The sequence below is a fragment of the Pseudonocardia halophobica genome (assembly GCF_050948485.1).
Lineage (GTDB): Bacteria > Actinomycetota > Actinomycetes > Mycobacteriales > Pseudonocardiaceae > Pseudonocardia > Pseudonocardia halophobica.
In genome coordinates this window covers 1,205,325-1,230,561 of the sequence record NZ_CP192046.1, presented here as the reverse complement: position 1 = coordinate 1,230,561, position 25,237 = coordinate 1,205,325, and the positions used below count along the sequence as shown (strand labels likewise).

24 protein-coding genes are annotated in these 25,237 nt (G+C 68.9%); 15 read left to right on the top strand and 9 right to left on the bottom strand.

What is annotated here, in order from left to right; genetic code table 11:
- Positions 1-3: 3 nt before the first annotated feature.
- Positions 4-600: a hypothetical protein gene (locus tag ACQP04_RS06020; RefSeq protein WP_433506072.1), complete on the bottom strand. Its 597-nt coding sequence runs from the start codon at positions 598-600 to the stop codon at positions 4-6.
- A 150-nt stretch (positions 601-750) separates the two neighbouring features.
- Here ACQP04_RS06020 and ACQP04_RS06015 point away from each other — a divergent pair, with 150 nt between their 5' ends.
- From ACQP04_RS06015 to ACQP04_RS06005, 3 genes are all read left to right on the top strand, one after another.
- Positions 751-1,236: a TspO/MBR family protein gene (locus ACQP04_RS06015; RefSeq protein WP_037042950.1), complete on the top strand. Its 486-nt coding sequence runs from the start codon at positions 751-753 to the stop codon at positions 1,234-1,236.
- Positions 1,237-1,408: 172 nt separating this feature from the next.
- Positions 1,409-2,476 carry a 3-deoxy-7-phosphoheptulonate synthase gene (locus tag ACQP04_RS06010; protein WP_433506071.1) on the top strand — a complete coding sequence of 356 codons (1,068 nt, stop codon included), beginning with the start codon at positions 1,409-1,411 and terminating at the stop codon, positions 2,474-2,476.
- Positions 2,477-2,514: 38 nt separating this feature from the next.
- Entirely contained in the window at positions 2,515-2,943 is a 429-nt protein-coding gene (locus ACQP04_RS06005) for an SRPBCC family protein (RefSeq protein ID WP_433506070.1), read from the top strand.
- A gap of 5 nt (positions 2,944-2,948) precedes the next feature.
- Here the strand turns inward: ACQP04_RS06005 and ACQP04_RS06000 are convergent, their stop codons facing one another.
- Positions 2,949-3,401 (bottom strand): pyridoxamine 5'-phosphate oxidase family protein, encoded by a 453-nt coding sequence (locus ACQP04_RS06000; RefSeq protein WP_433506069.1) that lies wholly within the window; start codon positions 3,399-3,401, stop codon positions 2,949-2,951.
- Between the two features lie 343 nt (positions 3,402-3,744).
- Between ACQP04_RS06000 and ACQP04_RS05995 the strand changes: the two genes are divergently transcribed.
- From ACQP04_RS05995 to ACQP04_RS05985, 3 genes are all read left to right on the top strand, one after another.
- Entirely contained in the window at positions 3,745-4,194 is a 450-nt protein-coding gene (locus ACQP04_RS05995) for a DUF6325 family protein (RefSeq protein ID WP_433506068.1), read from the top strand.
- A gap of 11 nt (positions 4,195-4,205) precedes the next feature.
- A complete protein-coding gene (locus ACQP04_RS05990; RefSeq protein ID WP_433506067.1) occupies positions 4,206-4,523 on the top strand; it encodes an SHOCT domain-containing protein in 318 nt (105 codons plus the stop codon).
- A 190-nt stretch (positions 4,524-4,713) separates the two neighbouring features.
- Positions 4,714-6,939, top strand: a complete 2,226-nt coding sequence (locus ACQP04_RS05985) for a UvrD-helicase domain-containing protein (protein ID WP_433506066.1) — start codon at positions 4,714-4,716, stop codon at positions 6,937-6,939.
- 80 nt (positions 6,940-7,019) lie between these two features.
- Here the strand turns inward: ACQP04_RS05985 and ACQP04_RS05980 are convergent, their stop codons facing one another.
- Positions 7,020-7,394: an STAS/SEC14 domain-containing protein gene (locus ACQP04_RS05980; RefSeq protein WP_433506065.1), complete on the bottom strand. Its 375-nt coding sequence runs from the start codon at positions 7,392-7,394 to the stop codon at positions 7,020-7,022.
- Positions 7,388-9,640: an alkaline phosphatase family protein gene (locus ACQP04_RS05975; RefSeq protein ID WP_433506064.1), complete on the bottom strand. Its 2,253-nt coding sequence runs from the start codon at positions 9,638-9,640 to the stop codon at positions 7,388-7,390. Before ACQP04_RS05975 ends, ACQP04_RS05980 begins: the two co-directional genes overlap by 7 nt.
- 197 nt (positions 9,641-9,837) lie before the next feature.
- Here ACQP04_RS05975 and yhjD point away from each other — a divergent pair, with 197 nt between their 5' ends.
- Positions 9,838-10,875, top strand: a complete 1,038-nt coding sequence (gene yhjD / locus ACQP04_RS05970) for an inner membrane protein YhjD (RefSeq protein WP_433506063.1) — start codon at positions 9,838-9,840, stop codon at positions 10,873-10,875.
- 43 nt (positions 10,876-10,918) lie between these two features.
- Here the strand turns inward: yhjD and ACQP04_RS05965 are convergent, their stop codons facing one another.
- On the bottom strand, positions 10,919-11,965 hold the full coding sequence (locus ACQP04_RS05965; protein ID WP_433506062.1) for an LLM class flavin-dependent oxidoreductase: 1,047 nt from the start codon (positions 11,963-11,965) through the stop codon (positions 10,919-10,921).
- A 163-nt stretch (positions 11,966-12,128) separates the two neighbouring features.
- Here ACQP04_RS05965 and ACQP04_RS05960 point away from each other — a divergent pair, with 163 nt between their 5' ends.
- The 5 genes from ACQP04_RS05960 (at position 12,129) to ACQP04_RS05940 (ending at position 15,338) form a co-directional block, all read left to right on the top strand.
- Positions 12,129-12,722 (top strand): dihydrofolate reductase family protein, encoded by a 594-nt coding sequence (locus ACQP04_RS05960; RefSeq protein ID WP_433506061.1) that lies wholly within the window; start codon positions 12,129-12,131, stop codon positions 12,720-12,722.
- Between the two features lie 192 nt (positions 12,723-12,914).
- Positions 12,915-13,433: a hypothetical protein gene (locus ACQP04_RS05955; RefSeq protein ID WP_433506060.1), complete on the top strand. Its 519-nt coding sequence runs from the start codon at positions 12,915-12,917 to the stop codon at positions 13,431-13,433.
- A 74-nt stretch (positions 13,434-13,507) separates the two neighbouring features.
- Complete coding sequence (locus ACQP04_RS05950) at positions 13,508-14,086, top strand: hypothetical protein (protein WP_433506059.1); 579 nt, start codon at positions 13,508-13,510, stop codon at positions 14,084-14,086.
- A 116-nt stretch (positions 14,087-14,202) separates the two neighbouring features.
- A complete protein-coding gene (locus tag ACQP04_RS05945; protein WP_433506058.1) occupies positions 14,203-14,757 on the top strand; it encodes a dihydrofolate reductase family protein in 555 nt (184 codons plus the stop codon).
- A 296-nt stretch (positions 14,758-15,053) separates the two neighbouring features.
- Positions 15,054-15,338 (top strand): hypothetical protein, encoded by a 285-nt coding sequence (locus tag ACQP04_RS05940; RefSeq protein ID WP_433506057.1) that lies wholly within the window; start codon positions 15,054-15,056, stop codon positions 15,336-15,338.
- 140 nt (positions 15,339-15,478) lie between these two features.
- Here the strand turns inward: ACQP04_RS05940 and ACQP04_RS05935 are convergent, their stop codons facing one another.
- Complete coding sequence (locus ACQP04_RS05935; protein ID WP_433506056.1) at positions 15,479-15,763, bottom strand: LapA family protein; 285 nt, start codon at positions 15,761-15,763, stop codon at positions 15,479-15,481.
- 481 nt (positions 15,764-16,244) lie between these two features.
- Between ACQP04_RS05935 and ACQP04_RS05930 the strand changes: the two genes are divergently transcribed.
- Positions 16,245-16,604 carry a DUF6616 family protein gene (locus ACQP04_RS05930; protein WP_433506055.1) on the top strand — a complete coding sequence of 120 codons (360 nt, stop codon included), beginning with the start codon at positions 16,245-16,247 and terminating at the stop codon, positions 16,602-16,604.
- A gap of 362 nt (positions 16,605-16,966) precedes the next feature.
- A complete protein-coding gene (locus ACQP04_RS05925) occupies positions 16,967-17,509 on the top strand; it encodes a GIY-YIG nuclease family protein (RefSeq protein ID WP_433506054.1) in 543 nt (180 codons plus the stop codon).
- A gap of 382 nt (positions 17,510-17,891) precedes the next feature.
- On the opposite strand, the gene ACQP04_RS05920 is transcribed toward ACQP04_RS05925, so the two are convergent.
- Together ACQP04_RS05920 and ACQP04_RS05915 are read right to left on the bottom strand one after the other, a co-directional pair.
- Positions 17,892-19,550, bottom strand: a complete 1,659-nt coding sequence (locus tag ACQP04_RS05920; RefSeq protein WP_433506053.1) for a P-loop ATPase, Sll1717 family — start codon at positions 19,548-19,550, stop codon at positions 17,892-17,894.
- 417 nt (positions 19,551-19,967) lie between these two features.
- Entirely contained in the window at positions 19,968-20,858 is an 891-nt protein-coding gene (locus ACQP04_RS05915) for a hypothetical protein (protein ID WP_433506052.1), read from the bottom strand.
- 838 nt (positions 20,859-21,696) lie between these two features.
- On the opposite strand from ACQP04_RS05915, the gene ACQP04_RS05910 reads away from it, so the two are divergent.
- The gene (locus tag ACQP04_RS05910) at positions 21,697-22,920 is read left to right on the top strand and encodes a hypothetical protein (RefSeq protein WP_433506051.1); all 1,224 of its coding nucleotides are present in this window, start codon (positions 21,697-21,699) and stop codon (positions 22,918-22,920) included.
- A gap of 61 nt (positions 22,921-22,981) precedes the next feature.
- Here ACQP04_RS05910 and ACQP04_RS05905 read toward each other — a convergent pair whose 3' ends face one another.
- A complete protein-coding gene (locus ACQP04_RS05905) occupies positions 22,982-25,021 on the bottom strand; it encodes a hypothetical protein (RefSeq protein ID WP_433506050.1) in 2,040 nt (679 codons plus the stop codon).
- Positions 25,022-25,237: the final 216 nt, after the last annotated feature.

Here is a 25,237-nt window from a genome sequence, read left to right as displayed (position 1 = left end):
TCCTCAGCCCCCGGGCCGCGTGACGCGCAGGTCCGCGAGGAACGACTCGGCGAGGCTCGCCGCCGGACCCAGCGCGTACCGCTTGTGCGCCGCCTCGGGTCCCTCGAGCAGGTAGCCCGTCGACGGGGCCGCCGCGGGCCGGTCCGGCAGCGACCGCGCGATCTCCGCGCCGTACACCGCCGCCGCGACCTCGGCGGCGTGCGCGACGGCGGCCCGGTCCGGCCGGTCCGCGAGCTCGCCCGGCGCGAGGATCCCCAGGCCCGGACCGGGATCGAAGCCGACGACCTCGCTGAGCGCGGCGAGCAGGTCGTCCTCCGCGTCGGTGTGCAACGGGCGCCGCAGGCCGAGCCGGTGCACCGGGACCGACCGCAGCCCGCACCGGGCGAGCAGGCGTGTGTCCGCGTCCACCGCCACGAGGATCTCGACCTCCGCGCCACCCGTGACGAGGTGCTGGAGGAGGCCGCCGGCCTCGGCCAGCAGTTCGGTGCCGTCGACCGCCGCCGCCACCACGCGCGACGCCCGCTCCAGCGGCGTCTCGGGGAGGCGGTGGCGTCCGGTCCGCAGCGTCGCGGTCCCGGGCTCGCGCAGTTCGCTGATCATCACCTGTCCAGATGGGGAGGACTCCATCTGGAAAATCGGGGGAGGTCGTCACGGCGTTATGCGCACTCGCGGCCGCATGCGGCGAGCGGTAGATCCGTCGGCGAGCGGTTCGCCGCGCGGAAAGTCTCTCGATGGTCGAGACTGTCCGCTATGACCGTTCACGCGTCCCGGGTCCGCCCGCCCGCCCTGCTCGCGCTGCTCGGGTTCGTCGCCGCGGTGGTGGTCGTCGCCGTGGTCGGCGGGCTCGCCTCGGCGTCGGCCGCCGAGCAGTACGCCTCGTTCGCCCGGCCCTCCTGGGCACCGCCGTCGTGGCTGTTCGGGCCGGTCTGGACGGTGCTCTACGCGACGATCGCGGTGTCCGGCTGGCTCGTCTGGCGCCGGGCCGGGCTGACCGCGCCCGCCCACGTCGTCTACGCCGTGCAGCTCCTGCTGAACATGGCCTGGACCCCGCTGTTCTTCGCCGCCGGGCTCCCGGGCGTCGCGTTCGCCGAGATCGTGCTGCTGTGGCTGTCGATCGTCGCGACGATCGCGCTGTTCGCCCGGCACAGCCGCGCGGCGGCCTGGCTGCTCGTGCCCTACCTGGGCTGGGTCACCTTCGCGGCGGCCCTCAACTACGCCATCTGGACGCTCGGCTGAGCGTGGCTGCTACGGTGGTGGGCATGGCGCGCCGATACTGGTTTAGCGGGCCGGCCCGGGATGGGTCGGCACGCAGCCTGCTGCGCTGACCCATCCCCACGAGAGCCGGTAACCACCTGGGCCGGCTCGGCGGATGTGTGACCGGGGCCGGTCCGTGAAAGGACCCACCCCGATGTCCCCCCTCGATACCGCCGCCCCGGCCGCGCTCGACCAGCACCGCACTGCCCGGATCAGCCCGCTGCTCTCCCCCGCGCTGCTGCGCGACGAGCTGCCGGCCGACGACCGGGTCGCCGACGTGGTCACCCGTGGCCGGGCGGACGTCGTCGACGTCCTCGACGGCCGCGACGACCGGCTGCTGGTCGTCGTCGGCCCCTGCTCGATCCACGACCCCGACGCGGCGCTCGACTACGCGCACCGGCTCGCGGCGCAGGCGGAGCGGCTCTCCGGGGACCTGCTCGTCGTGATGCGGGCGTACTTCGAGAAGCCCCGCTCGACCGTCGGCTGGAAGGGCCTGATCAACGACCCGGGCCTCGACGGCAGCTTCGACGTCAACCGCGGCCTGCGCACCGCCCGCCGGCTGCTGCTCGACATCACCGCCCTGGGCCTGCCCGTCGGGTGCGAGTTCCTCGACCCGATCACCCCGCAGTTCATCGCCGACACCGTGACGTGGGGCTCCATCGGTGCCCGGACCGCGGCGTCCCAGGTGCACCGGCAGCTGGTCAGCGGGCTGTCGATGCCGGTCGGCATCAAGAACGGGACGGACGGCGACGTCCAGGTCGCCGTCGACGGCATCGGCGCGGCGGCGGCCCCGCACGTGTTCATGGGCATCAACCCGGACGGCCTCGCGGCGCTGGTGCGCACCACCGGCAACCCCGACGCGCACGTCATCCTGCGCGGCGGCGCGGCCGGCCCGAACTACTCCGCCGAGGACGTCGCCGACGCTCGCGCCCGGCTCGCGAAGGCCGGCCTGCCCGAGCGCGTGGTCGTCGACGCCAGCCACGGCAACTCGCGCAAGGACCACGTCCGGCAGGCCGAGGTGGTGCGGGAGATCGCGGGCCGGATCGCCGGCGGCGACACCGGCGTGACCGGGCTGATGATGGAGAGCTTCCTGGTCGAGGGGAGCCAGTCCCTGGGCGGCGCGCTCGTCTACGGGCGGTCGATCACGGACAAGTGCATGTCCTGGGACACCACCTCCACCCTGCTCGACGAGCTCGCGGCGGCGGTGCGCGCCCGGCGCTGACCGGGGTGGGCCGGCCGCCCGGTGGGTATCCGTTCGGCATGGGTGACTACGAACACTCCACCACTGTGGCGGCCGAGCCCGACACGCTGTTCCGCTACCTGTCCGACGTGCACAACCTCCCGGACTACTTCGACTCCATGCGCGAGGCCGAGCCGACCGGCAGCGCCGCCACCGGCGACGTGCCCGGCGGGGCCGAGGAGGTGCACGTCGTCGCGGACGTCGACGGCGAGCGCAAGGAGGGCGAGGCCTGGTTCGACAGCGACCCGGCCCTGCGCTCCCTGCGCTGGGGGTCCGAGGGGCTGAACGGCTACCACGGCGAGCTGTCCGTGAACGCCGCGGCCGAGGGCTCCGAGGTCACCGTCACCCTGCACACCGAGCACGTCGACGGCGAGCGCATCCGCGCCGGCCTCGAACACACCCTCGCCGAGATCAAGCAGAAGGTCGAGAGCCCGACCAATCCCTCCTAGCGGGGTCAGACGATCCTGCGGTGGTCCAGCCCGCCCGGGCCGGGCCGCCAGGAGACGATCTTCGTCACCGTGACGACGACCGGCTGGGAGAAGGTGCGGAGCCACTCGGCGAAGCTCTGCGCGCCCAGCAGGACGTGGTACTTCTCCTCGAAGGGCGCCAGGTCGTCGACGACGTCGTCGGCGCCGGCGAGGGTGGCGTCGCCCTCGCCGAGCACGATGTCCGTGCCGCCCGCGGCGCTGTCGAGCGAGAAGCCCACCGCGGGGTTCCTCCGCATCCGCCCGACCTTCGCCGTGTCCGGGCGGCTGAACACCACGATCCGCGGGTCCGCGAACAGGAACCAGACCGGCGCCGTGTGCGGCCGCGCGGTGCGGTCCACCGTGCTCAGCCACAGGATCGGCTCGTGCGCGAGCCGGGCCGCGGTGGCGGCGTCCTGCGGGCCGAGCAGCGGGTCGGTCACGCGAGTACTCCAGCAGCAGCGGCCCCCGCGGGGCAAGCGACGCGGCCACACCCTGCACCGACCCGGCGTGGTGGACCGCCGGGCGCGAGCAGCACGGCGACCTGGTGGAGCGGACTCAGAGCGCCGCGCCGGTCCGCGCGATCACGGCGGGTTCACCGAGCCCGCGGTCTCGACCACCGTGTCGTCGCCCGACGACCCACGCGCGACGACCGACGACGTGCAGTGATCGCTGCGGCCTACCGGCGCCGAAGTCGTCCGTCAGGGGTGAGCCGTCCCGTGCCGACGCTGCCTAGCGTCCGGTGCGGCCGGACCTTTCCGGGTGGGACGGGAGAGTGGTGCAGCGATGCCGGATCAGATCAGCGCGGGGCCGATCGACTTCGTGCTCCTGGAGTTCCCCGACGACGCCGACACGAAGGCCTGCGGCGATGCGCTCATGGACCTCGTCCGGCGCGACATCGTCCGTCTCTACGACCTCACGGTGATCCGCAAGGCCGCCGACGGGTCGTACTCGGGCATCGACCTCACCGACGTGACGTCCGCCGGGATCGGCGGCTTCACCGCGTTCGAGGGCGCGCAGTCGGGGCTCATCCACGACGACGACGTGCGAGCGGTCGCCGAGCTCATGCGGCCGGGCACGATGGCCGCGCTCATCCTCTACGAGAACTACTGGGCCGCACCGCTCGTGGGGGCGGTGCTCGACGCCGGCGGGGAGCTCGTCGCGAGCCAGCGGATCCCGGCGCCGGACGTGCTCGAGGCCGTGGAGCGGCTCGAGGCCGTCGTCCGGCCGAGTTGAGGGAGGACACCATGCCAGGTCTGCTCCGCGGGATCGCCCGCACCGCGATCATCGCCGGCACCGCCAGCTCGGTGGCCGGCCGGGTGCAGCGCCGCCAGGCCCGCAGATTCGCCGACCGGGACGCCGAGACCGCCGCCGAACGCGAGCGGGCCTACGAGGCGCAGATGGAGCCGCAGGGCGGCTACGCGCCCCCCGCTCCCCCGGCCGCCCCGGCGGCCGCGGCAGGGCCCGACATGATCACGCAGCTCAAGCAGCTCGCCGAGCTCCGGGACCAGGGCGTGCTCACCGACGAGGAGTTCGCCGCCCAGAAGGCACGGATCCTGGGCTGACGCAGGAGCACCGCGACGAGAGCCCCCGGGTACCGACCCGGGGGCTCCCGTCGCCTCCGCATGCTCGGAACCCGGAAACCACCCGGGAAACACAATTGCGCAGGAATGTGCGGGGAAGTTATTCTGACGGGTGCGATCAGAGGCGGAATTCGCAGCTCTGCAAGTTCAGGATAGCACGGACGGAGAGTGCGTGGAAAGAGTTTCTGTCGAGCAGGAGGTCGACGCGGAGACCGAGCGGATCCGGCGGCTGCACGCCCTGCTCGCCACCGAGCTCGCGGCGGCCGCAGCGAAGGCGCGGGGGGTGCTGGCCGCGCCGACGGGTGAGGAGCTCAGCGCCCGCTACGAGCGCGACGTGTCGGTCCACCGCTGGTCGGAGCGGGTGAGCGCGTTGTCGGCGGCCCGGTCGGGCCTGTGCTTCGGGCGGCTCGACCACACCGACGGGTCGACGAGCTACATCGGCCGCATCGGGCTCACCGATCCCGCGGACGGCGAGAACGCGCTCACCGACTGGCGGGCGCCGGCGGCACGGCCGTTCTACTGCGCGACCCTGGCCACGCCACTCGGCGTGACCCGGCGGCGGCATTTCCAGCTCGCCGGAACGGCGCCGGACGAGCGGGTCACCACATTCCACGACGACGTGCTGGACGGCGAGGCGGATTCCGGGTCCGCGTCCGATCCCGCATTGCTCGCCGCACTGAAGGCGCCGCGCGGTTCGACGATGCGCGACATCGTCACGACGATCCAGGCCGAGCAGGACGCGATCATCCGGCTGCCCCTCTCCGGCGCCGTCGTGATCGAGGGCGGCCCGGGGACCGGGAAGACCGCGGTCGCGCTGCACCGCGCCGCCTACCTGCTCTACGCCCACCGCGAGCGGCTGGCCCGCAGCGGCGTGCTGGTCGTCGGGCCCAGTGCGGGATTCGTCCGGTACGTCGGGGGCGTGCTCCCCGCGCTGGGCGAGTCTGCGGTGGTGTTCACGACGCCGGGCCGGCTGGCACAGGGTGTCGTCGCGACCGCCGTCGACGAGGACGACGTGGCCCGCACGAAGGGCGACCTGGCGATGCTGGCGGTCCTGCGCCGGGCCGTCGCCGACCGGCAGGCGCTGCCCGCCGCGCCGATCGCCCTCGACCTCGAGGACGTGACCGTCGTGATCGACCGGTCGACGGCGGCGGAGGCGCGGCGGCGCGCCCGGGCCACCGGCCTGCCGCACAACACCGCCCGGGCGACGTTCCGCGACTCGCTCGGCAGCCTGCTCGTCCAGCAGGGTCTGGAGAAGCTGGACCAGGGCCTGGCGGACCCGCCCGAGCTCGCCGAGCTCCTCCGCGGCCTCGACATCCCCGAGATCGAGCCCGCGGGCGCGGCGGAGGTCTCGGCGCAGCTGCGCGCCGAGCTGCGGGACGACCTGCGGTCCCACCTCGACTTCCACGCGGCCGTCGAGGAGCTCTGGCCGGTGCTGACGCCCGAGCAGGCCCTGGCCGAGCTGTTCGCGTCCCCGCACCGGCTGGCGTCGGCCGGCGACGGGCTCGCGGGGCTGCACCGCCCCGAGGGGTCGGCGTGGACGGTGGCGGACGCGCCGCTGCTCGACGAGCTGGCCGAGCTGCTCGGTCCCCCGCCCGCCGGGCGCGCCGCGCCGGCCGAACCCGACGGCGTGTACGCCGCGGAGGTGCTGAGCATCCTGGAGTCGGCCGACCGCCAGATCGCCGGGGAGGACCCGGACGAGCTGCGCCCGACCGACTTCGTGACCGCGGACGTGCTCGCCGCGCGGCAGGTGCCCGGGCACCTCGCGAGTGTCGCCGAGCGGGCGGCGGGCGACCGGGACTGGCGGTACGGGCACCTCGTCGTCGACGAGGCGCAGGAACTGTCCGCGATGGACTGGCACGTCCTGCTGCGGCGGTGCCCGTCCCACTCGATCACCGCGGTGGGCGACCTCGCGCAGCGCAGCGCCCCGGCGGGCGCGCAGGCGTGGGCGGACGTGCTGGGTCCCCACCTCGGCGACCGGTGGACCTACCGGACGCTCACGGTGAACTACCGGACGCCCACCGAGATCATGGCCCTCGCCGCGGAGGTGCTGGCCGAGTTCGCGCCCGACCGCCGGCCGCCGGAGTCGGTGCGGGACGCGGGCGAGGACCCGTGGCAGCGCACCGTGCCCGCGTCGGGGCTGGTCGCCGAGGCCCGCAAGGCCGTCGAGGCCGAGGCGGCGCAGCTGGAACGCGGCACGCTGGCGGTCGTCGCCGCGGACGTCGAGGGCCTCGCCGACCTCCCGGCCGAGGTGCACACGCCGGTGTCGGCGAAGGGCCTGGAGTTCGACGCCGTCGTGATCGTCGACCCCGAGCGGATCCGGGCGCACAACCCGGCCGACCTCTACGTCTCGATCACCCGTGCGACCCGGCGGCTCGGGCTGCTGCACGTGGAGCGGTGAGGCCGCGCGGGGTCCTCGCGCACCGCGAGGACCCCGCCGCGTTCACCGGGGCCCGGGCGGGGAGCTCGACGTGCGCGTGGTTACGGCCGGTCGCCGACGGCCAGCCAGTCCTTGGCCGCGGGCAGCTCCGCGACCGGGAAGGCGCGCAGCTGCCCCGGGACCAGCACGGAGAGCACGCGGAGCGCGGGCCTGAGCCACTCCTCGTCGCTCACGACGGCGACCCGCTCGTAGGACGTGGGGTGGCGCGCCGCGAACCTGACCTCCTCGGCGAGCGTGTCCCCCTCGTACTCCCGCAGGTCGGGGCCGAGCAGGTAGAGCAGCCGGATCGATCGGCCGGCCGCGATCTCCCGCCGGAGCACCGGCTCGACGGTGTCGGAGAAGTCGTCGTCGTCGACCTTCCCGACCGCCTCGAAGCCGACCGTCCCCGCGGGCATGTCCCGAATCCGCGTCAGCATCCCGCCTCCTCCGCAGCCGTCCGGTCGCGAGCCTCCCCGGTGATCCCCATCGTCCTGGCGATCCGCGCCGCCACCTCACCCGCGCCGGGTGGGCCCGGCACGGCGCAGGGCCGCCCGCCGCCGGCCGGGGCTTCCGTGGTCGGGAGGCGTCGTGCACCGCACCGTTCGAGCCACCGCACGAGCTGCCGGTGGACGGCGTCGGCCCCGTACAGCAACTCCTCGCCCTCGACCGTGCGGTCGAGGAGGTCGGCCGCCAGCGGCCAGTCCGCCGGGTGGACGAGCACGGCGTCGTTCTGCCAGCCGCCGAGGCCGCCGTGGCAGCCGACGAGCTCCTCGAAGGCGTGCACCTCGCCGGTGCGCGGGTCGACCGTGGAGTGGACGTAGAGGTCGGGGCAGGAGTCCATGACGGCGACGCGCGCCAGGTCGGCCGCGGCCCGGGGCCCGAACGCGGCAAGCGGGTCCCGGCCCTCGACGACGTCGTCGAGCAGCACCCGCACCCCGTCCGGGCCGACGGCCAGCGGGCCGCGCGCGCTGTCCACCACGACGAACGCGACCCCGGGTTCGGCGAGCAGGCCGGGGATCAGCGCCGGAAACCGACGCCCCAGCTCCTCGATCGGCACGCGGCCCGGCAGCCGGGGGAACCAGGCCAGCCCGAGATTGCCCGAGCCCACGACGACCAGCTCCGGCCGCTCGCCGTCGGACGGCCCGGCCGTCGTCGCGCCCCGCCTCCCCCGCTCCGGTCCGACGACGACTCCGGTGCCGCCGGGGCCCCGCCTCCCGTCGGACCGCGCCGGCCGGACGGCCGGCAGGACCTCGGCGAGCATCGCGTTGAGCGGGCCCCAGACCTCGACGTCGCCGGTGTCGGCCAGCGTCGCCGTCCTCGACGCGTCGGTGTGCTCGCGGACCGCCGCCTCGAGGCCGCGGCCGGTCAGCTGGCGGAACGTCGGCCCCTGGCTCTGCCCGTGGTCGGACAGCACCACGAAGCGGTACTCCCGCGGCGCGGCCGCCGCCACCCTCTCGAGGGTGCCGAGGACCTCGTCCACACCCGCCAGCGCGGCGAGCGACTCCGGCCGGGCGACCCCGGCGTGGTGGGCGATCTCGTCGTAGTCGACGAGGTCGACGAAGACCACCGGCGCCCCGGCGATCATGTGCTCGGCGACCAGCGCGACGTTGAGGTCGCGCAGCAGGACGTTCGTCAGCCCCCGCAGGGCCACGTAGGCGCCGCGCCGGCGGACCCGCGGCTCGATCCCCCGCAGGCGCTGCCGCCTGCTCTGGTGGAGCTCCTTGACCATCTCGCCGAGCGTGCGCACCAGGGCCCGGGGGAACACGAACGGGCTGGCGAAGAACCGCACGTAGCCGCGACCCGGGCCGAGGCCGCCGCGGCCGGTGATGCGGCTCATCGTCATGAAGGCGGTCGGCGCGTCCCCGCTGAAGATGTTCGAGACGCTCACGCCGCCGTCGGCCAGCAGCCCGCGCCCGTCCGACAGCCGCACCTCGAGGTCGGCCGCGTCCGCGGGGCGGTTGGCGACCAGCAACCGCCCGGTGTCCTTCTCGTACCAGCGGAAGGCCGGGATGCCGTCGTTGGTGCCGTGCAGCAGGGCCGCCTGGCTCGCCGGCGTGGTCGACGGGACCCGCGCCCACCAGCGGACGGCGTCGTGGCTGCCGCTGCGCACCCAGCGGGACAGGATCGGCAGGACCCCGGAGACGACGCCGTGCTGCAGCAGCGGGAACGGCAGGCCGTCCACCTGCACCACGACGACACCGACCGGGGAGGACCCGGGGGCCGGGCCGGCCGCCGGTGTGCGGCGACGTCGCCGCTCGCCCCGGCGGATCAGGTCCGCGACGATGTAGGAGCTGTCCGTGATCCCGAGCAGCCAGCGGGTCACGGCCGAGACGACGGCGACGATCAGCAACGTGGCCACCGCGTCGCCGGGGGAGGCGACCGAGGCCGACGGCACCGCGAGGAGCGCGAGCTCGACCACGGCGACCTGGACGAGCACGCCGAGCACGAGCGCGGTCACGGCGCCCGCACGTCCGGCGAGGGCCCGCAGCACCGGGCGCACCAGCGCGTCCACCACGCCCATCGCGGCGGCGACCACGAACGCCGTCCACCAGTGCGCGAAGGACAGCCCGTCCAGAACCCACGCCGCGATGAGCAGGGCCACCCCCGTGGCGACGAGCCCGATCAGGCCGTCCCGGACGTCGCGGCCGCTCGCCCGCAGGCTGGGGCCCGCCTGCGTGTCCACTCCGGCATCGTGCCCGGTCCCGCCCCTCGCGTCGACGAGCAGCGGGGTGCCACCCTCGGACCGGGGACCGGCGACGGGTCGCGCGGAGGGGTCGGCACGACGCCGGGCCCGTGCACGTCACCCCGCCGGGGTGAGCGGAGCCGGCGGCGCGTTCGCGACCGTGGTCGCCGCACCGGAGACCGTCGTGGGAGGCCGCGGTGACCGACCAGCCGAACGTCCTGGCCGGCTTCGACCGGCTCCGCCGGCGCCGTCCGTGGCTCGACCACGTGGTGCGCGCGGGTGTGCGGTACACCGAGCGGCACGGGAACCACTACGCGGCCGGGATCACCTACTTCAGCCTGCTGGCGCTGGTGCCCCTCACCATGGTCGCGTTCGCCGTGGTGACGCTGGTGCTGGTCTCCGAGCCGGACCCCCTCGCGCGGCTGCGGGCGCACATCGACGAGGCCCTCCCGGCCACGCTGGACGCGACGGTGAACTCGATCATCGACCAGGCCGTCGCGTCCGCCTCGACCGTCGGGGTGATCGGCATCCTCATCGCGACCTACACGGGGCTGCGGTGGATGAGCAACCTGCGCGCCGCCCTGTCCGAGCAGTGGGGGCAGCCGCCGCAGGCGCCGCCGTTCCTGCGCCGGCTGTCCGTCGACCTGCTCGCGCTGCTCGGGCTGGGGCTGGCGGCGGCGGTGTCCTTCGGCATCACCACCGCGGCCGGCTTCTTCGCCGAGCGGATCCTGGAGCTCCTCGGACTGGCCGACTTCGGATGGGCCCGCGTGTCCCTCACCGCGCTCGGCGTCGTCCTCAGCCTGCTCGCCGACTGGCTGCTGTTCCTCTGGATCTACGCGCGTCTGCCTCGCGAGCGGATGACCTGGCACAGCGCGAGACGCGCGGCGGCGTTCGCCGCGGTCGGCATGGAACTCATCAAGCAGGGGATGGTGGTGTACCTCGCGTTCGTCACTCGCAGCCCGACCGGCGCCGCGTTCGGACCGATCCTCGGCCTCATGGTCTTCATGTACACGGTGTCCCGCTTCCTGATCTTCATCGCCGCGTGGGCGGCCACCGCGCGCGAGAACCAGGTCGAGCGGCCGCCGCCGCCGCCGCAACCCGCGGTGATCCGGCCGGAGGTCCGGGTCCGCCAGGGTCTCGGGACGGCCGCGGGGGCCGGCCTGGTCGGCGCCGCGGCGGTGGCCGGCCTGATCGGTGGCCGCCTGCTGACCCGGCGCGGGCAGGAGGGGCGATGACCGGCAGGCCGAGGGGGCCGGCCGCCCCGCGGCGCTCGCGACCTCAGGACATCAGGGCCGCCAGCTCGGTCATCTCGGTCTCGGGGTCCACGACGGGCTGGATCACGATCTCGGTGATGCCGGCCTTCTCCATCGCGGCGATGCGGTCGAGCAGCTCGGCGCGGGTACCGACAAGACCCAGCTTGTCCACCAGCGAGGGCACGACCAGGTCGCGGTCCTCGGGCTCGATGCGGCCGAGGTAGTTGCGGTACAGCGTCGCGTGCCGGTTCGGGTCGGTCGCCGTGGTGCCGCGGCGCTCCAGCAGCCGCCGGACGGCGTCGGCCTCCTCGGGCTCCAGCGTCTCCGCGAACCCCGGGTTGTCCGCGGCGAACGTCAGCAGAGCCATCGCGACGTGGCCCATGCTGTCCCGGGCCAGGTCGCCGTGGCGGTCCTCGCCGTCGGCGAGCACGTGCAGCGAGGTCATGACGTAGGAGTCGGCCTCCTCCGGCCGGCCGGCCCCGCGCGCCGCCTCCCGCCGCGCCGCGTCGAACGCCGTCCACGCCTCGGGCGCGAGCAGCCCGAAGGAGATGACCCCGGCCCCGAGCCGGCCCGCGATCGCGGCGGCCTTCAGCCCGAACGCCGCCACGACGAACTCCACCGGATCCGTGGTGTTCACATAGGGCCCGACGTGCAGGAACCGGATGGTGCGCTCCCGGTCGCCCTCGCGGTACCCGGTCTCCCGGCCCGCGGTGAGGTCCTGCAGCGCGGCGGTGAACGACTCGAGCTCGGCCATCCTCGTCGGCAGCATCCCGAGCGTGCGGCGGGCGGTGTTGCCCGTGCCGACCCCGCAGATCACCCGGCCCGGAGCGATGGCGTTGAGGCTCGACACCGCGGCCGCGGCGGCCGGCGTCGAGCGCAGCGCCGGCGAGGTGACGCCGATCCCCAGCTTGATCCTGCTCGTCGCCTTCGCGCACAACGCCAGGGAGACGAACGGGTCGCCGTTGACCATCGGGGTGTCGTAGACCCAGAAGCTGCTGAACCCCAGCTCCTCGGCCCGGACGGCCAGATCCTCGACCCCTGGCCGGGCGGTCATCACGATGCCGGTACGCATGAGCTCTCCTCGCCGTTGAAGAAAGGAACCGTCGCCAACGTAGCCGGGTCACGCCGACGCGAGGGCCGAGCAGACAGGCTCCGGGTGTCCGACGGCGATGAGTCCCGCCGTGATCGCCGGTCTGTCACCCCGAACCCGAGCACCCGGAATCCGAGGAGCGACCATGACCGCGACCTACACCTTCGACGTCTTCTCCAGTCTCGACGGCTTCGGCGCCGCCACCGGCGACTGGACCGGCTACTGGGGCAAGCAGGGCCCCGAGCTGCTCGATCACCGCCTCGCCCTGTACGACGACGAGCAGCGCATGGTCTTCGGGGCCACCACGTACCGCGCGTTCGCGGAGATGCTGGCCACCAGCACCGAGGACTCCGAGGTGCGGGACCCCTGGGTCACCCGTATGAGGAGCCTGCCGGCGACGGTCGTGTCGACCACCCTGGAAGGACCTCTCGACTGGCCGGACGCCACCGTCGCGAGCGGCGACGCCGTCGACGTCGTCGCCCGGCTCAAGGAGGAGTCCGAGGTGCCGTTGCGCTCGCACGGCAGCCTGTCGATGAACCGGGCGCTGATGGCCGCCGGGCTCGTGGACCGCGTCCAGGTGACCCTCTTCCCGGTGATCACCGGGCAGACCGGGCTGGACCCGATCTTCCGGGGTGCGGCCGACTTCGACCTCGAGCTGATCGAGAGCCGGACGCTCGACGGCCACATCCAGGAGCTGATCTACCGGCCGACCCTGCACGTGCCCGGACGGTCGACGTAACACCGGAATGACGCGACGCGCTGTCCCCATGACCGTGAGTGTGACCCGGAGGGCTCCCCGTTGGCAGTGAGAATCGGCGACACAGGTGGCGGACGCGGCAAGGGCAGTGGCGGCGGACGCACGTCACTCGCCATCGCCCTCGGCATAGCCCTCCTGGCCGGGACCGGCGCGGCGACAGCGATCGGGAACGCGATGTCCTCCGGTGACGCGTCCGTCGCGGCCGACGACGGTGCGCAGGCACGGAACGGGTCGCACGTCGGCAGCAGCGACTCGAGCGCGGCACAGACGCGCCTCGTCGGGCAGGGCGTCCGCGTGATCGCCACGGTCACCGACGACTCCGCGGACTGCGCGGCCAACTCCTACGGGCAGATCCAGGACTTCTTCCGCGGCACCCCCTGCGCCGCTCTCCACCGCGCCCACTTCGAGCTGCGCGACCAGGACGGCGACGCCGCGGTCGTCGCGGTGTCCTGGGTCGAGATGCCCGACGAGTCGAGCGCCCGTGCGCTCGAGCAGCTCCTGGACACTAGCGGCACGGGCAACGTGACCGAGCTGTCCCGGGAGCGCGGCCGGTACGGCACGGTCCGCTACACCGGCGACGCCTACGCCTCCCGTCGCGACGGCCACGTCGTCGTCAACGCCCAGGCGGAGCCCGTCGCCCGCGGCTGGTCGGGGCCGAGCCTGACCAGCATCGCCACCAGCGCCGCGCAGTAGCTCCCGCGCGGGACTCCTCCTGCACTGCACCTCGACGACGAGGTGAATCGCGTGGTGATCGGTACCCTCGTCGGGTGGCGGACCCGACCTGGCTAGGGACGATCTCGGCCCTCTCGGGCACCGTGCTCGGCGGTGTGATCGCGGCCGCGGCGCAGTCGGTGCGTGACCGGCGCACGAGGCGCTACCAGTCCGAGGCCCGGTGGGAGAAGGCGTTCGTCGACGGCGTCGCCGAGTTCCTGTCCGCCTCCGACGCGGAGTTCCGCGCCCTGCGTCGCCTCCACCAGGCATCGCCCGGAGACGAGCGCTGGCACGGTCTGCGGAACGACGCCGACGACGCCGTCGAAGAGGCGGAACGGAAGTCGAACGTGGTCTCGCTCCTGTCCGGCGGGCGCACGCACCCGGTCCGCGTCGCCTCGCGGATGATGCGGGAGGCCCTGCGCGAGCTGCAGGCCGCAGCCCACGACGGCACGGTGCTGAGCGAGAACGAGGTCGACGACGTGCGTCGGCGCTGGACCGCCGCGCGCGAGGACCTCCTTCGGCTCGTGCAGGGCATCTACGCGAGCCACGGCCGCCACCCCCGGGGGCGAGCGCTCCACGAGCGCCTGAGCAGCGCCCGGGCGGCACGATCACCCGGGCCCGACCGCCGGGAGTGAAGGAAGCGGACGACCCGCTCGAGCAGCGGTCGTCGAGCAAGCGACCGGTCACGGCTGTGGCGCTGATCCGACCGCGCTGACGATGAGTTCGGATCAGCCGGGCGGTCTACGTCCGCATGGGCACTCTCAGCTACACGATGAGCATCTCCCTCGACGGCTACATCGAGGACCCGACCGGCGCCATCGCCTTCTCCGAGCCGGACGAGGAGGTGCACCGCTTCGCCAACCAGCAGACCCGCGAGACGACGGCGTTCCTGTTCGGCCGCGGCCTCTACGAGGTCATGGAGGAGTTCTGGACGGCGCCGGAGCGGGCCGACGGGTCCGAGGTGGAGGCGGAGTTCGCCCGCGAGTACACCGCGACGCCGCGGATCGTGTTCTCCGACTCGCTGGCGTCGGTCGCGCCCGGGTGCCGGCTGGTACGCCGCGTCGACGCGGTCGACGAAGTGGTCCGGCTCAAGAAGGAGACCGACGGTGACCTGGCCGTCGGCGGCGCCGGTCTGGCTGCATCGCTGCTGGACCTGATCGACGAGTTCCGCCCGAGGGTGGTGCCGGCCTTCACCGGCGGCGGGAAGCCGTACTTCCCGCTCGGCGCCGACCTGCGGCTGCGGCTGGTCGAGCAGCGCGCCTTCCGCAGCGGCACCGTGTACCTGCGCTACGAGAGGATCGGCTGAGGGCGCGACCCTGATCGAAAACGGCACCGAGATCGCGAGGAGGGGCGGCATCGGCCCTCCGACCTGGAAGATCACGGCGCGCCCCGCTCTGCAGTACGCAGTTCTACGTATTGACGAAATCGGAGTTCGGCGGGGCGCAGTAGGCTCACTGCCCCAAGTGCCACCCGGAGACCGGCACGGTCGCGGTGACTTGGGACCCATTGGTCACGCCATGGCGGTGCGACTCGCGTCGCATCCTCCGACACCAGGTAACGGTGCGAGTCGCCCCACCACCAGGACGGAGGTCCGTCATGCGCATGTTGCTCGTCGCCCAGCCCAACGTCGACAAGGGGAGTGAGGCCATCGCCAGCGGCAACATGGCCAAGACCATCCAGGCGACCATCGAGATGATCAAGCCCGAGGCGACCTACTTCGCGCCCGTGCGGGGTCAGCGGACCATGATCGCGGTGTTCGACCTCGACGACCCGGGGCAGCTTCCGAAGATCACCGAGCCGCTGTTCCAGATGGGTGCAGTGGTCGAGATCGTGCCCGCGATGAACCTGGAAGATCTCCAGCGCGGACTCGCCGCGATCGGCGGCTGACCTGATCGTTCCACCCGCGAACCCGAAAGCCTGCCGTCCGACACGACGGCAGGCTTTCTGCTGACTGCCGAAGCGGCGCCGCTCAGCGACCTACCGCGGCGTTGACCGAGGCAGTGCCGTCACATCCGACCGGCCGTACCTCACCGAGCCGCACGGCGCGCCACTCGGCGCCGATGGCGGCGCAGGACGCCCAGTCCGAACCACACCACCGCGCCCAGCAGCGCGGTGACCAGGGTGAACAACCACAGCGGCCAGGACCAGCTCCAGAAGAGGAAATGCAAGGTGATCGGCGCCGTGTTCTGGATCATGAAAACGAGGAGTAGCCCTACACCGACGAGAGTCGCGATCACCCCGCCACTCAACCGCGCCCCTCCGTGCCCGTCAGCGGCACCGGTCGTGCTGCCGGGACTCGTCTGCTCGACCATCACTCTCTCCACCTCGGGTTGTAGCCGCGCGTCCTCGCAGCAGGATCGAGCCCGGCGCCCTTGGATGTAAGGGCCATAGGTCTCCCGTGCGGCAGGGCGTGGTGTGGCGGGGTGGGGGTGGCTGACCGCTCGGCACAGGCGCGTACAGGGCGCTCTGTGGTGGCCTCTACGCCGTCGGCGCCGTCGGCGCCGTCGGCGCCGCAGCGTCGAGGTATACGGGTGTGGTGCGCCCGCCCGTCGTGGCCGTGCACTGCGAGGGCGTCGTCGAGGGTTGGCCCACACGACGGTGCTGCGGTGTGGGCCGAGTCAGCGCGCAGGACGGTGGCGCCGTCGGGGAACACCCTGACAGCCGCTCGCCGTCCGCGGCACGACGTACGCACCACTGCGTATGTCCGGCTGCCGTAGCCGGCCGCGAGACTGGACGGTCCCTCAGCCTTGGGGGCTACAGATGTCGGTCAGGCCGGGCGCCAGGAGGACACCCATGGGCAGCGAGAGCGGCTACATCCTCACCGAGATCTGGAAGGCGAGGCCGTCCTGGCTCATGCTTTCCTCAGAGGAGCGACAGCAGTTCTTCCACGAGAAGATCGGTCCGCTCATCATGAGTCAAGTCGAACAGGGTGCCCAGTTCCTCGGCTGCGCCATCAACGACAACACGGGGCCGGAGCGCATGGATTATCGGTACATGGCCGTCTGGAAGCTGACCGACAAGGCTTTCAGCGACAGGCTCGAAGCCGGCGCGAAGGAAGCAGGATTCCTTGACTATTTCGAGCAGGTCAATTTCAGTGGCAGGCTCATCACACCGGACGTGATGAACGCCGACATGATCCAGCTCGATGCGTAACGGTCGCGGGTCCCACGGAGCTCATCACCTCGGCGAACCGCCGGCGTGAGCGGAGTGTCCGGCACCGGCAAGGTCGCCCACGGCTGCCGCCGCTGATCTCATGTCCGCACTCTCCGCTCGTGGGGACAAAATGGGGACAACGGGCGCCCTGTAACGCACTGACTGGGAAACAGCCCGCTCTACACGTTGAAGCGGAACGAATCCGCAGGTCACGGCTACCTGCGGCGATTCGGCTCGGCCCCGCGCTGACCTGCGTCAATAGGTTCGGCTGACGCTCGCCGCCTGTCGCTGCTGATGGGCGTCCTGACGAACGATTGACGAACGGCTCCTCGGGTCCCGGGACCGCCGGGCAGACTGCTGATATGGCATCCGCTCCCCCGGCCCGCGACGCCGTCGTCGACGAGCTGCTGGCCCGCCCGGTCCGCACTGACGAGGTCCGCACCCAGGCGCCCGTCGCTCCGGGTCTGTACGCCTGGTGGGCGCCGTCTGCCATCCTGCCCGAGCTCGCCGGCCCCGCCCACCCCACGGAGCCGGACCTCCGCCTGCTCTACATCGGTTTAGCGACGAAGCTCCGTTCTCGGCTCGCCTCGAACCACCTCCGCCGGAGCGGGAGCTCGACACTCCGCCGTACCCTGGCCGGCCTCCTGCTCGATGAACAGGGCTACCGCACCCGCTGGACCGACCGCGTCGTCCTGGTCGACGAGGACGAGGCCCGACTCACCGAATGGATGACCACCAACCTTCGCGTCTCCTGGTGCGAGCACCCGACACCGCGGAACGTCGAAGGCGACATCATCCGAACCCTGCACCCGCCCCTCAACGTCGACCACGCCTCGGGGCCTGCCCTCCAGGTCATTAAGGCCGCCCGCCGCCGCTACTACGACAGCGCTGGGCCTCGCCCTTGAGCTGCCTCCTCCGGGCGCCATGAACCCGCGGAGTCAAGATCCACTACTTCAGCCAGGTCCCGATAGCTGCCGTTGCCCTTCGTACACTGCGGGGGCACGCGAGCGCACCTGTCGCGACTGTCTGTTTGTCGTGAGCTTCTGCCGTTGATCTCCGGGGGTACTCCGGGGGCGCTCCCGCTCCCCCTGGCCTACTGAGTGCCGTCACGTCAACCTGTCGCCAAACCGGCCGCGCGGACGCCCGTAGGCGGCCCCAACCCAACCGCACCCGACCTTGCACGCTCCGCCCACGGGTGGCCATGGGGTACGCCCTCCGACAGGTCGTCGAGATGGGACGGCGCCGCAAGAAGGCGCAAGAAGGCGCAAGAAGGCGCAAGAAGATACCTCATCTGATATCTAGCGCTCGATGGAATGCGCGGTGCACAAAATATGACCGAGTAGTCTGAATATTGCTCCTCTGGTCAATGAAGAGCGGATCGTCTGAGTAGAAGGTTGCCCGCCGAATGTCACTTCGAGAGCAACCTATCAAGCCAACAGTGAAAAGCACCTTAAGAAGCGGCTGATAGAGATCGAACCAGGATGCCTCGGTGCTTGAATTCCACATCGTGTCGGTGACATCAGTCATCCACCGAACGCCCGAGAACTTTGGCTCGGAAAGAAGAAGCATCGCCGAGTCGAGACGCTCCTGAAGATCCTGCCGAGACATCGCGACCGGACTTCCTCGAAACTTCTCGAAAACTTGATCGATATCCGGGTATGTTTGCTTCCACTCATCCCTTAAGGCCAAAAGCCTCTTCGATGAATACGCTTGCTCCGCAGATGCCAAATCCGACCAGGAAACTCGGTCGCTCCCCGCCCCTAAGGCCAAGCACTCGTTAACGAAGGAAATGGCGTCGCGCGGGCGGAGTAGCGTCCTATCTAGCATGTAGTCCAGAGGGTTTCCGCGCGCCTTGTTTGCGTTCGGGAACAAATCTGCAACCGACTCTACCTGCAGCCCCACCTTTGGAGCGGCCACTCTAACCCGCTCATCCAGCATTTCCGTCAGGTCCGCTTTGGTCCACTTCATCAGCAGCACTAGCGCACGAAACTTCTCCTCTTGCCCCCCGCCTCGACGACCGAATTGCAGCTCTTGGAAGATGTTCGTGCGCAGGGCGACAAGGACCTTTAGGTGCCGCACTCGTTTCAGATCAATCACGGTCCGAAACAAGCATCGGATTAGATCATTCGCAATCCTCTCGTCAACCCAGTCGCGGTCCAGATCATCAATGACAACGTAGGTGAAGTGCTGCGGCCTGTTAAGCACCTCGTCGTCTAAGACGTTGATCATCTTGTTGAGTCTGGCTAATTGAGTATCATTGACGATCCGCTGGAATCGATCAACGCGCTCCTCAGTGAATTCGCTGGATGTCTCGAAGCCTTCCTTGCCACCAATCTTGACGCTCGCCACGCTGCCCACCTTCGCCTCAGCAGCTGCTTCCGCGTCGATCTTCTCTGTGAACTTCTGCGTAATCTCCCTAACACGCTGGTCCGCCTCTTCCCAGAAGCGGCCCTCGTACTCGTCGAGGTACTCGAGTGCTGCCCGCTTTGCTTGATCGCGCTTGACTCGGTCACGAAGCTCACTCAGGAAGTTCTGCTTCGCAGCTGGCGAATTAACCTTATACCTGTGGCGAATTATTTCGACCAAAAGTACATGCTTCCAGAGCGTTGTCCAAAAATTGTCGAGATTGATTTCGAGTGAGTCTAAGTACCTGATTGCCTGCAAATTGGTGATATAGGGGAGCGACAGGTCTTCTGGACTGATCCGAATCACATGGTCTGGATTGAGCTCCTCAAGTCGTTGCAGTGCAGCAGACTTACCCGATCCCGTGCGGCCGACGACAAAGCAGCGCTTGTCTTCGCGCGACGCGATCACAGCGAAATCGTCCGAATCATAGAAGGCGCCGTCGAGAAGAGCGTCCGCTTCCGCCTGTTCGCCTCCCACCGTAAACGTGCTACGGAGACGTGGACGCTTTGCTCCCACCTTGTTGCTCACCTCACCGGTCACGCGCAGCTCACGACAACTTCTAACGTGACGTCGTGGTCGTGGCCTGAACTGTTACCTCTGGTGACGGATCACGTGCAACCCGTGTTCGCCACCACTGCCTATGGGAGCCATGTCCAACGACGGTCATGCACGCTGGGCTGGGGGTGGCTGATCTTGAGCCTGCTTGCAGGCGACCTCTTTGGTACGGGCGTGGACGCACGCGTCCGCGCCCGTCGGTTCGGTGCCTCAGGCATGCCGTGTGAACTTGGAGTTCGTATCGCCTCAGCCATCCGGTGTGGGCCCGCCCTACACGACACCCCGCCCGTCGCCGGGCCAGTCGCACACCACCTTCGTGGACGCCACTGGGCCGGGTTTGGTCACGGCGCGCGGGAGGTGGCCGGGTGCGCCTGGTGGCAGCGGAGGCGTTCAGCTCCTAGCCTAGGGCTCGGTCCGGATCCATCTGGCGCCGTCGGGGTAGATGGCCGTGACACCAGCCGCGGCAAGGAACGCCAGAAGATCGTCCCGAGGGCGCATCGGCACTAGCACGGCGTAGCGCTTGCTGTTGACGAACCGGCCGTAGTCGAGGAGCTGACCAACGGCCATACGAAGGGCTTCTCGAGTCACGGTGCCCTTCGCCTCGATGAGCTCGCCTGTCGTCTCGTTCCACAAGTCGCTGTAGATCGGAGCGGACTCCCCCGCGGGCACGACCCGAAGTCGGCTCACAGTCTGGCCGTCGAGATCGAGTGCGCGGCGGTAACGCTGAACGAGCTCCGCCTCACGGCGCTCAGCCTCGTACGGATCACGGGTCGGAGTCACGTGTGCACGCTCCGTGTGCCTCTCCTCGGTGGGCACTTTCGTCACGGTGTTTGTCGATGGCGGCGGAACAGGGAGGGATGGCAGATCTACAGGAACCTGCCCGCCTGGCTTGAGCCGGAACACGACGACCTGGCGTAAGACGTTGACGTCGCCAGTCTCATGAGCATCGGTGAAGTAGTAGTCGGCCAGCGAGAACTCACCCAGGTACGTAACCGAGGTGCCCTCAGCGCGAAAGCCTTCGAGCGTCCGCCCGTCCTCGACGTGGTTGAGAATCGCCCTATTGCCCTGGGTGAGCTGCTGGTCACCTCGCTGTCCCTCGCCGACATAGTGGAACGTGCCATCAGGACCCCACCCGTCGTAGTAGCCGTGCTGGCGCCCGCTCGCAGGGTCGGTGAAGAAGAGTACGACCGGCGCCTCTCGCGAGGGTCCGATCCCACCCTGGCGGCGGCCGCCATAACGCTCGTGCACCTCACGCCGCAGTAGCTGCGTGCCCGGCTCGAGGCCAGCCAGCATGTGGTCCTCCTTTTAGGACAGAATCATACCCAAGAAATCACGCCAGCATGGACAGAACTCGCACAGTTGCCCGCGCGGCAGCCAGCAGATTGGCAGGATCTTCTGGGAGACCAAGCAGGCTGCCTGATCCAGACGAGCTGAAAGCGGCGCTGACCAGCGGGGATCGCTCCTCGTGGGTCAGCATCGCTTTCGTTGTCGGGGGTGTTTCACGGCCCAGCGACGGCCCAGACGGCGCACAGACGGCGATACGATCTTGAAGGCCCTCCCCCGCGCCGCTGAGTGCCATCCCGTCGACCTGGCGCAGCCCGACCGCCCGGACGCCCGTGGGCGGCCCTCGACGCCACCGCCGGCCGACCTACGCATGCTCCGCCCACGAGTGGCCGGGTGGTAGCCCTCGGGGAGGTCGTCGGGGTGGCACGGGCCGCCATCCTGTTGATCTGCCCGCCCGGCGAGGGCTCGTCGCCAACCCTTCAAAACCTGCCCACCTGCCCTGACGGGCGCTTGAACTCTCTCAGGTCCGGACGTCGACGGACCGAACGTCGACGAGTCGTGAGCGCGCTAGGCACGCTCGAGTCGGCGACGGATCGCGTCGGACAAGCCGCCCTTGGACGCGCCGACCCTGCGTCTCAAGGAGGCTACCTCTGGCCGCTCGAGCATCGGCAAGTCGTGCTCGAGCCATGTCATGAGATACTCGAGCGTCAGCTGCAAATACTCGAGTACTTGCAGGTCCTCCTCGAGTACGACAGTCTAAGCACTCCGACGACGAGGGCAGGACGAGTTGCTGATCCCAAGAACGATCACCGGTATCCGGCGGAACGCTTACCACTTCACTACCGTGGTGCCCTTCCAGTGGGTGCTCGACAACCACATCTCGGGCCTCGTCCTCGAGGACGCCGTTCGCGATCTCGAAGAGGGAAAGACCGTAGATCCCCGTACCGCACAACTTGCCCCTATTCGCGCGAAGATGCAGCGACCATTCCAAAAAGTAGATTTCGAGCGCCGTAGCATTGGCGGAGAGTCCGTTCCCGTGCAGCGTCTCAATCCGACACCGAAGATGAAGAACACAATGGGTGATTTGCGCGACTATCTGCTAAAGCAGTTCGCGGTCAGCCCCGAAGAGGCTTTCGGCGTCCTTCCTGGCTTCGTCGCAGTGTGGCCCGAGACGATGACTGAGAGCGAGAATCCCGTCACGGTTAGCGGAATTCAGAGCCCGTGGACGACCTACGATTACAGCGAGCTCGGCCGAGGCGCGTTGGCAGATGGGGAATGCCGACACCTTGCAGGCGTCGATATCAACGCGGATCCCTCGGTATCACCCGCACTCAAAGACAAGCTGTTGAATCAGCTCGTGACAGTCGAGATCTTTCACGGCATAAGCACGGAAAATGCCGCGAAGATGTTCGTCGACCTGAACTTCGAGGGGACGCCGGTCGACAACATCACCAAGGCAAATATTGACCCTCGCAATAAGTGGATTAGCGCCACGAAGGAGATATTCTCTACCCTGCAGATCGGAGTCGCAACCACAGGGCGACAGCTGACCTCGAGCCACCAGCGCCAGGGGCAGTGGATCCTTCTCACTCATGCTGAGCAAATGGTCAAAGCGATCGTGCTAGGCCCCAACAATGCGCTGAACAAGTCGAAGAAAACCGACTCTTGGGACGGCGTGGACTTCGAAAAGCTCAACAAAGCTGCAATTCAGTGGTTTGGCGAAATTTTCGATCATTTCGGCGGCCCCGAGGTCCTTGGCGACAAGTCTCGAGTCATTCGCACCATTGCTGTTCGCGTAGCTCTCGCAAGCCTCGGCGCTGCGTTCTACCGAGAAGACTCAAAGGGAATCGCCGAGGCACGGGCGACGCTGAAGGATGTCGACTGGATCGTGTCTGAGACGTGGAACGGAATCGGCGGCAAGGTCGTAGTGAACGACGAGGGTGTAGCTACCATGTCAGCAGGTTCCGGCAAGGAGTCCATCACAAAAGCAGTTCAGGCCGTCACCAAGCCGACCACGAAGGCTGGCGAGGCTGTACGCGGCGGACACGACAAAGTAGGTGCGAGCAAGTAGGCACTTTGGCCCAGGGCGTCTCGCGGACGGCGTGCAGCAACCTCGAGACGCCCGGGCCAGCTTAGTTGATAGGCAGACCAAGCTTGTCGAAGAATGCGCGATTCCGCTGCTTGGCTGCGTTCAGCAAGCCGTCAAACCCAATTACCTCGATATACGCCTTGTAGCGCTCGTTGTACCCAAAGTAACCTGACCCATCCTGAGTAGGGCGCAAGTTGGCAACATCACAACGCTCTTTCATCGACGGAGTCAAGTCGGCAAGAATGTACACAAATCCGGGGATCTGATCGCCGCCTGGTATGAGACGCCCCTCGGCGGTCGTGACGCTTCCCTCTCGCACTCTGCGTAGATACCCAAGAGCCTGAGTGATGGGATCCTTGCCTTCACCCTCGCCTGCGTCGTTGCGCATGGGGCGCTTAATCTCGACAACGGTAATGCTTGCCAGCGGTAGCCGATCGCCGTTGGCGACAAGCGTCGGAATGTCCACCAATTTCAAGCCCAGAAGATCTGGCTCCTTCGCCGAGTCAGAAGAGGTTATAGGCATCGACTTTATCGTTTTGTCCGAGGCCAGGAAGTTATGGAAAGCGAGACGCTCGTCGATGACCCAGAGGTTGGCCGCGTCGGCGCTGGCGTCGTCTGATGTGGACCGCATCGGCATTATTAGACGGTGGATCTCGTCCTCGCGAGAGTAGCGGCCGTCCGGATTGATTTTAAGGGCCCGTTCGAGAAGTTCTAGAATTACCCATCTCCGAGAGACGTAGGCCGCGAGGTCAGACTTCTTGATATCCTCGACCTTCGCCAGGTATTGGTCAACTCGCTCCTCGTAGTCAGACGACTGGAGGGCGTCGCTCCTTAGCACCTCCTGCCCTTCCACCATGAGTTCTGTCTCGAAATCTGTCAACTGCTTGTGCAACAGGAGCTCGAGATCGCGATCGTTGATCTGAGGATCAACACTGATAGTTGCCTCGTCGAGGTGACGCAGAAGCGGGCGATACCTCGGGCCCTTCTGCTCAACAAATGTTCGAACGCGTTCCCGTCCGGCCGCCCGAGCGTCTGTCAGACTATCCCCCAGGTACTTCTCAATAGAGTCGATTACGGCCTCGCGGATATCCACCATCGCTGGCTCTGTTTCGTCAAGCGTGCCATCAGAGCTTTCCGGAATGTCGAATCCTGTGCGCTCCGATCGGACACGTTCGTCTAGGTATGGCGAAGAAACGAAGCTTGCATATGTGAACGACTTACCATCAGAGGTGAGCTTGCCATACAGCCCAGGAACTTTGCCGATCAAGTTCTCGTCGTGTACCACCCGACTCGCAGCACACCAGCTCAACGTCGGATTGCTCCGGGCAACGACACGAAGCCTCAGATGGACGACCTCGAAGTCTTGTCCTTTGACTTCTAGCTGGCTTGACTCCGAGTCAGAGAGAGCGTAGTCGTCGAACAGTTCATTGAGATCATACTTTTCAGTGTCGTCGGCGACGCTAATATTAGGCGCTCCACCGGGCCTGACAAAATACCATAGGCAATGCTCCAGGATTCCTCTGGCGATCGACTTGGTCGCCTTCGGCGCAGCCTTTCGATAGCTCTCCGCGAAGTTGAGTAGCTGAACGTTGGTCCCAGGATCCCCGTGGGCGTCTACGACGAGATCTGCCGAGACACCGTCAGGTTCAGCAAATATGAAAGACCGATTCTTCAGAGCCCCATCAGCGTCGATGAAGTTACTGGAGATCTCGACCTTGTCGAACGCTTTCAACCACAAAAGTCGCCCCACACCGCGGCAACCGTAGCGAACCTTGTAGTCCGAGTCGAGAGTTTGGAACGAGGAAAAGTTGGCGTCGTGGAATCCTTCACCGTTGTCTTGGATCTCGAAGCCGATGATGGGCGAGGGAACCTGTGGCGACGCGTCTTCGGCTGCTTCCGAAAAGAGCGCAGCCTGCGGCGATCTGTGAATCCTGACAGAGATTCTACTTTGTTCAAGATCCTTTCCTGATGCGTCGATCGACTGAATCGAGTTAACGACCGCCTCGTGAAGAGGAAAAAGAGCATGCGTCTTGGGGAGCGAAGTGTTCCGCAGACGACCGCTAAGCGACGTACTAATAGCCATACGACTCTCTCCCCAATGTCCCTTTAGATCGTATCAGGCTGCCATCGGCACGCTTGCGCGCAACGCCCCGGCGCGGCTCTTGAGTAGGCTGCCATCTTAAGGAACAACACCGTCCGACCGGTCTCCTCGAGCCACTTCCTCGAGGCGCGCCCGGCTGAGCCCTGGTCACTCTGGCCTGCCATGCCTCCGCGCCGGACGAGGACCGGCCGGAGGCCG